General features: G+C 64.3%; 10 protein-coding genes. 2 read left to right on the top strand and 8 right to left on the bottom strand.

Features of this window, described 5'->3' with window-relative positions:
• Positions 1 to 38: 38 nt before the first annotated feature.
• Genes FIV50_RS01095 through FIV50_RS01105 form a run of 3 tightly spaced genes read right to left on the bottom strand, consistent with a single transcriptional unit; the run spans position 39 to position 4,594 of the window.
• On the bottom strand, positions 39 to 1,268 hold the full coding sequence (locus tag FIV50_RS01095; protein ID WP_140035816.1) for an McrC family protein: 1,230 nt from the start codon (positions 1,266 to 1,268) through the stop codon (positions 39 to 41).
• Entirely contained in the window at positions 1,265 to 3,403 is a 2,139-nt protein-coding gene (locus tag FIV50_RS01100; protein WP_140035817.1) for an McrB family protein, read from the bottom strand. Before FIV50_RS01100 ends, FIV50_RS01095 begins: the two co-directional genes overlap by 4 nt.
• Positions 3,404 to 3,463: 60 nt before the next feature.
• Entirely contained in the window at positions 3,464 to 4,594 is a 1,131-nt protein-coding gene (locus FIV50_RS01105) for a GTPase family protein (protein WP_140035818.1), read from the bottom strand.
• A 290-nt stretch (positions 4,595 to 4,884) separates the two neighbouring features.
• On the opposite strand from FIV50_RS01105, the gene FIV50_RS01110 reads away from it, so the two are divergent.
• Together FIV50_RS01110 and FIV50_RS01120 are read left to right on the top strand one after the other, a co-directional pair.
• On the top strand, positions 4,885 to 5,112 hold the full coding sequence (locus FIV50_RS01110) for a hypothetical protein (protein WP_140035819.1): 228 nt from the start codon (positions 4,885 to 4,887) through the stop codon (positions 5,110 to 5,112).
• Between the two features lie 341 nt (positions 5,113 to 5,453).
• A complete protein-coding gene (locus tag FIV50_RS01120) occupies positions 5,454 to 5,810 on the top strand; it encodes a hypothetical protein (protein ID WP_140035821.1) in 357 nt (118 codons plus the stop codon).
• Positions 5,811 to 5,947: 137 nt separating this feature from the next.
• Here the strand turns inward: FIV50_RS01120 and FIV50_RS01125 are convergent, their stop codons facing one another.
• The 5 genes from FIV50_RS01125 to FIV50_RS01145 form a co-directional block, all read right to left on the bottom strand.
• The gene (locus tag FIV50_RS01125) at positions 5,948 to 6,793 is read right to left on the bottom strand and encodes a metallophosphoesterase (protein ID WP_258184361.1); all 846 of its coding nucleotides are present in this window, start codon (positions 6,791 to 6,793) and stop codon (positions 5,948 to 5,950) included.
• A gap of 79 nt (positions 6,794 to 6,872) precedes the next feature.
• Positions 6,873 to 7,904, bottom strand: coding sequence for a LacI family DNA-binding transcriptional regulator (locus FIV50_RS01130; RefSeq protein WP_140035823.1), 1,032 nt, complete (start codon positions 7,902 to 7,904; stop codon positions 6,873 to 6,875).
• Positions 7,901 to 9,775 (bottom strand): ABC transporter permease, encoded by a 1,875-nt coding sequence (locus FIV50_RS01135; protein WP_308810382.1) that lies wholly within the window; start codon positions 9,773 to 9,775, stop codon positions 7,901 to 7,903. Before FIV50_RS01135 ends, FIV50_RS01130 begins: the two co-directional genes overlap by 4 nt.
• Position 9,776: 1 nt before the next feature.
• On the bottom strand, positions 9,777 to 10,793 hold the full coding sequence (locus tag FIV50_RS01140; protein WP_140035824.1) for an ABC transporter ATP-binding protein: 1,017 nt from the start codon (positions 10,791 to 10,793) through the stop codon (positions 9,777 to 9,779).
• Between the two features lie 41 nt (positions 10,794 to 10,834).
• The gene (locus FIV50_RS01145; RefSeq protein ID WP_140035825.1) at positions 10,835 to 11,908 is read right to left on the bottom strand and encodes an extracellular solute-binding protein; all 1,074 of its coding nucleotides are present in this window, start codon (positions 11,906 to 11,908) and stop codon (positions 10,835 to 10,837) included.
• Between the last annotated feature and the right edge of the window lie 40 nt (positions 11,909 to 11,948).

Consider the following 11,948-nt stretch of genomic DNA (forward strand, 5'->3'; position numbering starts at 1 on the left):
ATGTGCTGATCATGGCGCGTCAGTGATTCGTGAAAGGATCATCGCTTCTGCGCATTCTGGTCAGAGCCCACCGACGCGACGAGCGCACGCCCCAGCTCTGCAACCCGTGTGACCAACTCCTCCGGCCCGCCGCTCGCATCCACCGCATGCGCAACAACCGTCGTCCCGGTCGACGCGATCTCGTACCGCCGCGGCTCCACATCTCCTGACACATACAGCAGATGCACCTCGGGCACATGCGCTGCGATCGCGTATGCCAGCCCTTGGTACACATCGGCATTCGGGGGCGAGCCATCATTCTCGCCCCACACCTTGTACTTCGTGTCCGCCACAGCGACAACCCGGCCGCGATGCGAGATGACGATGTCCGGCCTCATCCTCACTTTGCCGCCGGTGTCCAACCGCCAGTCCGACACCTGCAGATCGACCTCGAAGCCGTCGGGTCTAAGCGATGCCCGCAGCACCGACCCGACGAAGTCCTCGTACACCTTCGCGACCTTGAGCAAGAACGCCGAGCCGGAACTCGCGCCCTCTGCGTGCGCCCACGATGTCGCCTCGAGGATCCATTGCGCGAGGCGCAGCGCCGGCTGGTAATGCGCGTTCAAGCGAGTCTCGGCCGGCAGAGTCACCCGACCGCCAGTCCGCAGATCTGAGATCTCGGAGAACATTCCGAGCAGCGGGCCCAGTTCGTCGACGATGTGACGGGGCAGCTGCTCGAGCCGCACCAGCGCGCGCAGCGCCGCCTTGACGATCCGGTTCTCCGCGACGTCCTCGGTGTAGTCGTCGTAGGTCAGCTCGACCGGGACCGGAATGCCAGGCCGCGCCTTGAGCTGGCGCGCCACATCCCATCGGCCCCGAATCACCGTGCCCGTCTCCTCGACGGACACATAGCCCTTCAGCAGCCCCCGTCCCGTCGCTGCCTCGACCGCTTGGATCAGCGCTGAGGCCAGAGCCGACGGCAGATGTTGATCGGCCGCGAAGGCGAACGTAGCATGGCTCACGTCAGCCTGCACGCCCGAGTACGACGCCATGAAGATCAGGCTCCGCAACGGAGTCTTCGGCCTAATGATCAGTCGAAGTTCGTCGAGACCGACGACTCCCACACGCGTGACGTCGGTGATTCGCCAGATTCCCGAGTCCCCTGTCGGAGACACGCGACAGAACTTCAGCTCTTGCAGACGCACTGCCTGTGACGTGGTCAGCGAGACGAAGGATTCGCCTTTCTCAGCGATCTCCTCGACACGGATGCCGAACGTCGTCGAGGTCATGTCTCCGACGCTGCCGCCTCGGCGCCAGACGCGCCGAGACCGGCGAGCAGCGTCTTCAGCCCGTACTTCACGTGCACGTCGACACCGGTTCCGATGTGACGCTCCTCGAGCAACGGCAGGATGCTCTCCTCCCACACCGCGTGCAGGTCGTCCTCTTGGAGGTCCTCTGTTCGAAGCAGATGACTTGGACCTACGCGATCTTCGCGATCGCGAATGCTCGAGTTGAGGCGCTCGAAAAGCTCGGCCACTGGCAGGGTCTGCGGGTGGTGCGCCGCCCAGCGAACGAGGATGTCCTTCACCGGCGCGACATCGGGGTGCAGCTCGAAGAACGAGAAGCGGCGGCGCATGGCCGAGTCGAGAAGCGCGATCGATCGGTCCGCGGTGTTCATCGTGCCGATAATGAGCACGTTCGCCGGGAGGGTGAACGATTTGCCGCCGTCATCACCCGAGCCCGCATACAGCACGTCGATGGCGTCATCGCGGTACTCGAGCAGGTAGTAGAGCTCACCAAAGACTTTGCTGATGTTCGCGCGGTTGATCTCATCGATCATCAGCACGTGCGGAACATCCGGGTTCTTGCGCGCCTCGTCCGCGATCTCGCGGAGCGGGCCGCGCGTTAGAGAGAACGACAGCTGGCCGGCAGCATCCGTCACCGGCCGATATCCGGCGAAGAAGTCCTCGTACGTGTACGAGGGGTGGAACTGGATGCGCTTGATGACGCTGCCCGGCTTGCCGAGTCGGTCCGCGAGGGCGCGGGCGACGTAGGTCTTGCCAGTTCCGGGCGGGCCGTACAGGATCACCTGCCCGCGCCGGTGGAGAGCGCTCGTCACCTTGCCGAGCCATGCTTCATGCAGGTGGGTGGCGTCGGCGAGTTCCGTGAGGCTGATCTCTGAGGGCAAGAACCCCCGCGGGTGTGGGACGTCGGGCGAGGGATCCGACAGCGGAGAGGACTCGAGTTCATGCTCTACGTCGTCTCCCTTCTTCCACCGACCCTCAAGATCGCCATAGAGAGCGATGGGCTTGCCTTCTTTTACCTGCAGAGCAATCACGATCTTCTGGAGGTCAGCATCCGGATCATCGGAGAAATCGCCACCGATCTCTCCGATAAACGCGTCGCGGATCCGCGCACGATGGTCAAGCGATATCACCGGTCCGAAGAACCCGGGATGCACAAGGTAGAGCAGCGAGTATCGCTGGGTAGGGAATCCGTCGTCCTTGCCGAGGACGAGCTCGCGCCAGCGGAGGGGGTCGTCGAGAGCAAGCTGCTGCTCCTCATCACTCAGTTCGCTCCAGTCGAGGAGGACATCCAACACGACGGTAATTGCACGGTTGATATGACCCTGCATCCCGCGCCCGGGGTTGAAGGCGCCGCCGGTAAATGCGGCGTCGAAGACTCGTGGAATCTCCACAGGGTGGCGCATGGCCCCAAGGACTGACTCCACCCGTTCTCGCTTCTTTGCGTGACCCATGACCTTGGCGATTGGGAGCAGCTGAAACGCCAGCACCTCGGCCATGAGAAGCTTTACATCGTCCGTCGCATCGGCGAACTGCAGCTCGAGGTTCGCATTGAAGCCCTTTCCTTCGACCTTCTCCGCTGCCGTCCATAGGGCGTGCAGTTCGCGAATGTTCCCTGGGGTCCAGACCTCGCGAGACGGTGCGAAAGCGGACAGCCCTCTTCGGAGTCCCTCCTCGACGACTACCTCGGCCGCAGCAAGCAATGTTCGCTGGCTAGAATCTCCGCTCACCCAGCGCTCCGGGAGCGCGCGCTCGATCTCGTTTCGTTCGTTATCGCGCTTGATGGCTTTCAGCCTTTGGGCTTCGGTGAAGAGCTCATTGCCCGGATGCTCATCGAGTGCGGCGAGGCCGCTCGCCGTGATGGCCCATTCCCCCGCGAGGGATGGGTTCTTCCGCAGCCAGCCCGCCGGGACGAACTCGGAGCTGGCGAAGCGCCAGTTTGTTTCGCCTCGAGGCTTGTTCGCCGTGTTGATCTCCGACTCATACGGGGTGAGGGGGGCCCGGGCCAGCGATTCTCTCCAGATGTCGCCAACAGGAACATACGAGCCATCAGGTGCTCGCTCAGCGAGGATCTCAAGCGCAATCCGCACTCGCTCGGCCGTTTTGAGTTCTTTCTCCATCGTGCTCCTCGGATCAACCTGTTGCGAGTCTAAGAGAGTGAAATTCGTCCGGAAGGATGCTCAGGCCCTACCACCGCTCACCTTCTTGAACCACAAGGCGACCTGCGACTGGAATAGTTCACGGACCAGATCATTGTCGAGCGCGCCGTCTACTCCGCGCAGTCGGCCCTGCGTAAGTTCTCCGCACACCACAGACCATGCGTATCCGATTGCAAGGGTGAACGAGCTGGCAACCGCTCCCGAGATCACACCGCCAACAAGCGTGCCCGCTCCCGGGATGAGCTTCAGCAGTCCCGCGACAGCGCTTCGCCCAGCAGCGGAGACGGCCACGGTTGCCGCGGTTGCCGCGATCGACGCGGTGTCGACTCTGACGCCATAGATCGCCGCTACTCTCGCCATCATCCCGAGTTGTATGGGAACGAGCACGCCTGCGTCAGCTACAGGGATGGGGATGGCGCCGACCGTCAGCGCCGCCGTGGCGGCCGCGCGGACAGCTGTTTGAGCCTGCTTGCGCTTTCTTGCCAGATCGACCTTTTGGGCTGCAGCGAACGCAGCTTCAACACCCTCGGGAGCTGCGCGAAACGTCGCATCGACCAGGTTGGTGAGCCCATGCTGGACTTGACCGGTGAAGTCATCGGCAGTCGACATTACAAGGATCGGACGGCCCCCTACAATCGGCAGGTCGAGCGCCGCGATGTGATCCGCAAGAGCCAGTGCATCGGTGTGGTACTCGCCAGCTCGCGACTGTACCTGCGTCAAGACCGCGACGACCGGCAGATCAAGCGCATGCAGGCGACGGATGAACTCCGCCTCGGTGTCCTCGAACCGGCGGTCGGTCGATCGGACGCAGTACCAGGCGACATGGATCTGCTCACGGAGCGGCTGCTGACGCATTCGCTTCAGATACTCGCTGAGTTCCTTGATCAGCTCATCGGTGTCCTTGCCGATCTCGAGCCCGCGGGTGTCCAGTAGGCCGAGGAAGCCAGAGCGGTGGATGTAGAGATGCTCATCCATGGTCACGGGGTCGCCGACTCCCGTGGGGGCAACCTCCTCGCCGAAGATCGCATTGATGAGGGTGGACTTGCCGACGCCGGTCTTGCCGAAGATAGCGAGGTTAAAGCGGCCGATTTCATCCGCCTGCTCTTTCCATTGAGTGCGAAAGTCGTTCTCAGAAAAGGTCTCGCCTGTCATCGCACACTCTCTCCGAGGCCGGAGCCTCTGACTTAGCCGGGGTGCCCCTCGATCTTGATCAGCGTATCGGGGTGCTGACCGCGTCCGTCGATAGGCGCGTGGCTGACGAGACGCGCGCGCGAGTCGGTCTCGAAACGAATCCTCCGGCTAGTCATCCCCGCATTCGCTGACTCCTGCCGTTGATCGTCGGCGCCGGCTGAGTCCGTCCGCAGGCAAACGATCACCCGAGCGGAGCGTGCGGATACTTAAGTCGTCGCGGCGGCCGGTTCGCGGTGTTCGAATGCAGTGCTGTGCCGGGTGCCGACGAGATCATCAACCAAACCGAGACCGACGTTCTGAGTTCCGTCACCGAGCAGGTCAGCCTCCTGCTCAACCTGGCTCCTATCGAGACGGACGAGTTCACCGCCCTGGTGCCAATCACGCATGGCGGGAGAGTCGTGGTGAGCACGAGCGCCTGGATGCCTGCAGCGGATGATGCTGATCAGGGTGGCATCTGTCGCCGTGTTCGTTCGGAGTGATGCAGAGAAGCTCGCGGAGCTCGTCTCTTTTGTCGAAGAAGGGTTGCTCGCATTGGAGGTTACTAGTCGCATCCCGCTGACCGAGCTTCCCGGGTTGCATCCGAAGGCGGCCGGGCAGAATCTCGGTCAAGGTCAAGGTCAAGGTCAAGGTCAAGGTCAAGGTCAAGGTCAAGGTCATCGTCATCGTCATCGTCATCGCGTAGCGTCTGCCGAGCACACAACGCTGGCGTCCGCAACGTCAATGACGAGTTCGATGGGTCGCTTGTCGAGGCGTCCGTGAGTGCCGCTATGGTGAGGGAAACGAATTGGGCTTGCACAGCAAAAATCCTGTGGAGAGACTATTGACTTATCACATCTACGTCGACAAATCAGGCGCGCTAGAACTATTCACTGGACGCGACGAAAAGCTACTTGAACAGGGTTCCTTCGTGCTTGAGTCCGGTGGATCTCAAGCCGTTGCAAAGCTCGCGGACGGATACTGGGACGTGTGGCTGCGGATACCCAATGACTCATCAGAACCGCTTGGCGTCGCCAGACCGGGAAAGCGGATCGGAGAAGTTCATATGAAGGAAGGCTTCCCGCATATTTGGGAAGCGTATCAATGGGCAGACGATGGCTCAGGGGTCGCGACCGTACCATCACCGTACGGCTCCGGTTCGATCGGTGCAGCAGTACTGGAGTTGCTCAGACTGCGCTGAGCGGGTCGGGAAGTATGGGTTCTACAGTCTCATCGACGCCCCGTCAGAATTTTCGAGGCCCGAGTGGACGTTCGATTGACCCATTAACGTTCTTGACCTGATGAATCCGCGCCATTTCGACGGCTCATAGGTAGGGGCTAGACCCGCTCCCGCCAGGAGATCCCGCGCCCGGCAATCCGCCTCCCGGCCTCCTCGGCCGCGACCGGCTCACCAACATCCGCACCGACCTCAAGTCCCACAACTGAATGCACGATGGTCCCGTCATACACGTGCACGAGGTTGTACCCCTGCGCAGCATCCTGCCCGCGTGTCGCTCCCACCGGCTGAGCGAGATCCTGCCCGTACGCACTCGACGATGCCGCCGACACCGGAACCCCCGCGAACGTGCCGAACGACGGGTGGTGCACATGCCCCGACAGGATCCCCCGCACATCCGACCCCGCCAGCACCGCAGCCAGCGCCGCCTGTTCGCGCAGCTCGACAGTCACGGCGAGGTCGAGCACCGTCGGCAGCGGCGGGTGATGGATCAGCAACAGCGAACCCTCCGGCGCAGGCGCCGACAGCTCCGCAGACAGCCACTCCAACTGAGCCTCGTCGACCCGCCCCCAGTGCTGCCCGGGAACCGTCGAATCCAGCACGATCACCCGCATCCCACCGAACCAGCGCACCTCGACGACAGCATCCGAAGCGCCACCGGCAAGCCCCAACTCCGCCCGCATCGCCCCGCGCTCGTCGTGGTTGCCCATGGCCCACACCACCTCACACCCCAGCGCATCCACCGCTGGCTCCACCAACTCCCGCAACCGCCGATACGACGACGCGTCCCCTCGATCCGCGAGATCCCCCGTGAACAACAGGGCGTCAGGCTTCAACCCCGAAGACACCAACCGCGACAGCACAGATGACAGGTTCGCATCGGCATCCGCCCCACTGCCATACAGCGGTGCGCGTTCACCGGGAAGGTGCGTATCGGAGATGTGCACGAAAGTGTGCGATGGGCGAGAGTGCTCGGTAAGGATCATTTCTCTTCCAGTGAGACGACGAACAAGTACAAGACAGAAGTCAGACGGCGGCGGCAGTCGACCCGGGCACGAGGGTTCCGACGAACGGCTGCCGGACGGTCTCCGCAGAATCAGAATCCGAATCCGCAGTCAGCAACCGCTGCATCGTCTCCACAGCCGCGGCGGCAACCGCCTCGACCGGAATCCGCAACGTGGTCAGCCCCAGCAGATCCGCACCGGGCAGGATGCCGTCGCACCCCGTCACGCTCACATCCCCGGGCACAGCCAGCCCCGCAGCACGCAGGGTGCGCATGACCGCCAACTGCCGATAGTCCGACGCGCACATCACTGCCGTCGCCCCAGAACGCACGGCATCCACCGCCTCATCCACTCCGTCGGTCGGCGCCGCTCCCGCCGACACCAGAGTCACCGACGCCCCGCCGGCAATCAGCGCCTCTTCCATCGCCGAAGCCCGCAGATGCTCAGCGAACGAGACATCCTCGGCACCCGAGAGCACGACCACGCGCCGATGCCCCAACGACAGCACATGCGCCGCCAGCATCCGCCCATGCTCCGGGTCGTCGTAGTGCGCAGTATGAATCCCCTCAGCCGTCTCGACGCGCCCCGCGCGCACGATCGGCACCTGGTCGGCGAAGGGCTCGAGCTGCGCGGCCGTGATGCCACCGGTCGCGACGATCAGTCCGGCGACGCGCATGCCGAGCAGCCGGTGCAGCGCGTTGACCTGCTCGGCTCCCTGTTCGTCGGCGCCGATCGTCACGGTCACGAGGTCGAGGCCACGCCTATGCGCTTCATCTTGCAACCGCGAGAACAGCAGACCGTAGGCCGGGTTGCTCGCGTCGCGCAGCATCAGCCCGACCGTGCCGGTGCGCCCGGCGGCGAGCTCGGCGGCCATCGTATTGCGCACGTATCCGAGGCGCTCGGCCTCGGCGAGGATGCGCTCCTGCGTCTCGGGCGCGAACCGCCCCTCGCCCTTCAGCGCTCGGGTCGCCGTCGCCCGGGAAACCCCGGCGGCCGCCGCCACGTCGCTCACCGTGACTCGCAAGCCAGGCCCACCGGGCTCCACAGAACTCACGCGCGAGCCTTCTTGGCCTTGCGGGGCGCTCCGGCGCGCGAACCTCGTCCATACACGAGATACATGGTGACACCCATGATGATCATCAGCAGCACTGTGTAGACGAACGTGATCGGCATCGCGTCGAGATTGTTCTCGCCGCGCGTGCTCTCTTGAATCGCCACACCGAGCGGCTTGAACAGCGGGTGGTAGAGGAAGATCGCCGCGTCGTAGTCGTCGAGCAGGCTGTTGAAGTTCAGCGCCGTGATCGCCGCGGCCGTCGGCAGCACCAGCGGAACCAGCACCTTGCGGAACGTCGTCAGCGACTTCGCTCCGAGAATGCGCGAGGCGTCTTCGAGCGAATCCGGCACCGACGCGAACCCGGCCTTGAGCAGACGCAGCGTGAACGGGATCTTCACGCAGATGTAGGCGATGAGCAGCAGGATCGGCGTGCCGGTGAGCACGAGTCCGCCCACGATCGCCCGGGGCTCGTCGAACGCGGTCACCAGGGCGAGCGCGATCAGCACGATCGGCAGGATCCACGGGATGTGCAGCACATACTCGATCGCGGTGGTCAGCAGGTTGCGGTGCTTCTGCAGCATCCGCGCCACGAACAGCAGACCGCCGACCACGACGATCGAGGCCACGGCGCTGTAGACCACGCTGACGATGAACGGACGGATCGCCTCGGCGCTCGAGAACACGGTGATGTAGTTGTCGAGGGTGAAGCTGTCGAGCGTGATGGACCCGGCGAGGATGCTGCGCGCATCGACGAACGAGAAGATCACGATCAGCACGACCGGGATCAGGTAGATCACCCACAGCAGGTAGGCGACGACGTGCACGACGACGTTCGCGAACGGGTTGCGGATCTTCTGCTTCTGGATCGGCGTCGCAACCTTGGCGACCGAGAAGTACACGCCCGACTTCTCGAAGCGGTTCATGATCGCGAGCAGGATGATCGTCGCGATGCCCAATACGATCGCCAGGAGAGCCGCGATGTCTCGAGTGATCGGGCTGCGCGAGAGGTCGATGATCAGCGGCGCCACGGTCTGGAAGTCGGGCCCGCCGAGCACGAGCGGAGCGGTCAGCGCCCCGAGCCCGATCAGGAAGGTCAGCACGGTCACGGCGAACAGCATCGGTTTCATCACCGGCAGCACGATGCGGCGCAGGATCGTCCACGTCGAGGCGCCCATCAGCTTCGCGGCCTCGATCGACGCGTAGTCGACCTTGCCGAGCGATGACGACAGGAACAGCATGTGGTTCGTCGTGGTCGCGAACGTCATGACGAAGACGACGGCGAAGTATCCCGAGAACCAGTCGCGGTCCATGTCGGGCCACCAGTTGACCATCATGTTCGTGAAGAACCCGAACCGGCCGTAGATGAAGTTGTAGCCGGCGGCCAGCACGATGCCGCCGTAGATCAGGGTGGTGGCATAGCCGAGCCAGAGGATCTTCGCGCCGCGCACCTGGAAGTACTTCGTCACCAGCACGATGAACACACCGACCACGTTGACCGTGATCGAGAGGGTGATCGCGAGCACGAAGCTGTTGCCGAGCGTCTTCAGCGCGCGCTCGCTGCCGAACAGTTTCTCGACGGCACGGATGCTGAACTGCCCGTCGGGGAAGAACGTGACGCCGAGCAGTGCGGCGTTCGGCAGCACGAGGAACGCCGCGGCGAACCAGATGACGATGATGCCCGTGATCCAGGCGAGCGGCGAGCGGAGCATCGCCTTCACGCTGCCGGGCTTTCCTCGTTTGCGGGGCCGCGGTCCCGGCGTCTGACCCTCGACGACCGCGTGGGTGGTCAAGGAGCCGGCTTCTCCGGTCACGGCCGCTGACGGCGGGACCGCGGGGTCTGTGTTGTTCTGCGAGTTCTGGGGAGTCGACATGTCACGCCGCCGGGTACTGCAGGATCCAGCGGGGATCCACGTCGACGCGCACCGCGTCGCCCGGGTTCCACTGGCGGGCGCTCGCCGCAGCCGGAACGCTGACGCGCAGCGCAGCATCCTCGGCTCTCACCGTGTAGACGCTGTGGCTGCCGTGGTAGGTGCGATCGACGATCGTGCCATCGAGCGAGGCGGATGCTGTCGAGCTGTCGCCGGCCTCGGCGAGGTGCAGCTTCTCGGGCCGCACATAGCTCTCGGCCGTCGCATCCAGTCCGCCGCCGAGGCTCGTGATCTGCGCCGGGCTGAGGCGGTTGTTCTCGCCGATGAACCGGCAGACGAACGGCGTCGCACTGCGGTCGTAGATCTCCTCAGGAGTGCCCACCTGCTGCAGTGTGCCGGCGTCGAGCACGGCGATGCGGTCGCTGAGGGTGAGGGCCTCTTCTTGATCGTGGGTGACGTAGACCGTGGTCACGCCGACCTCGTGCTGCAGGTCTTTCAACTGCTCGCGCAGCTGCACCCGCAGTTTGGCGTCGAGGTTCGACAGCGGCTCATCGAGCAGCAGGATGCTGGGGGTCAGCGCGAGCGCGCGGGCGATCGCCACGCGCTGCTGCTGCCCGCCAGAGAGCTCCGACACGTTCTTCTCGAGCTGCGAGAGCGCGAGCCCGGTGCGGTCGGCGATCTCGTCGACGCGACGGCGCTGCTCGGCCTTCGACGTCTTCTGGATCGACAGCCCGAACGCGATGTTCTCGCGCACGTTCATGCTGGGGAAGAGCGCGTAGTTCTGGAACACCATGCCCACGCCGCGCTTCTCGCTCGGCACACGCGTGACGTCGCGCCCGTCGATCAGGATGCGCCCGCCGGTCGGCTCGACGAACCCGGCGAGTGCCCGCAGGGCGGTGGTCTTGCCGCATCCGGACGGACCCAGGAGGGTGAAGAACTCACCCTCCTGGATCTCCAGATCGAGGTGCGAGACCGCATGGTGATCGCCGAATGCGACCTCGACATCTTCGAAACGGATCATGCTGTCTTTCCGGCTAAGTGGTGAAGAGGGGTTCGGTTCGATCAGCCGATGTACTCGAGCGTGACCTTCTCGACCCACGCGCCGAGGTTCTCGCTCACGAAACCGAAGTCGATGTCCTGACGGTCGAGGGTGCCCATGAGCTCGACGACCTCGGGGTTGGCCTGCTCGACCGCGCCCTCGTTGACGGGCATCGAGTTGAACTCGGCCGCGAACTCGCCCTGCACCTCGGCGCTGCCGAACCAGTCGATGAACTCCTGGGCCTTCTCCTCGTTGCCGGTGCCGTTGATCTGCGCGATCTGCTCGGTGACATACGGCACGCCGTAGTCGGGCACGATCATGCCGGTCGTGGTGCCGTACTCCTCGTCACGGGCGGCGATGCCGCTCGAGGGGAGCACGCCGTAGTCGATCTCGTCACGCGTGATGCGGGCGTAGAGGTCGGTGCCCTCGACCGCGGGCGAGCCGTTGGCGTAGTACGCCTCGACGAGCTCCCAGCCCTCGTCGCTGACGTCCAGGTCGCCGTCTTCGTCGAGGTGACGCGACAGGATGCTGGCGAGCACGAGCTGCGGGGTGGCCTGGCCGAGTGCGGGGTTGACCTCGTAGCGGCCCGCATACTCCTCTGTCCAGAGGTCCTCCTCGTCGGAGGGCGCGTCGGTGATCCTGTTCTCGTCGTAGACCGTGACGATGGCCTGCTCGACGAGCGGCCAGAAGGCCCCGTCGGCGGGGTCGCCCGCGTCGGCGGGAACCTCTCCGCTCCACTCGGGCTCGTAGGCCGTGATCGCCTCTTCAGCCTTGAGCTGCTCGAAGAACATGTTGTTCAGACCGAACACGACATCGCCGACCGGGTTGTTCTTCTCGGCGATGATGCGGTTGGTGAGGTCGGCGCCGCCGAGGCCCACGATCTCGATGTCGATGCCGGCATCCGCTGCCTTCTCGGTGATCCACTCGCCACGGCCGTCGCTGTTCGAGTTGGTGTAGACGATGAGGGTCGCATCCGACCCGCCGTCGCTCGAGCCGCCGTCGGGCTCGGTGCTGCCGCCTGTGCAGCCGGTCAGGGTCACGGCCGCCACCGCAGCGATTCCCAGGAGAGACCAGCGCTTCTTTCGGATGTCGACCATGGTCGCCTTTCTCGTCATCGAGGTGTGTCTGATCTGACTT

Source organism: Microbacterium foliorum (assembly GCF_006385575.1).
In the GTDB taxonomy this organism is placed as follows: Bacteria; Actinomycetota; Actinomycetes; order Actinomycetales; family Microbacteriaceae; genus Microbacterium; species Microbacterium foliorum_B.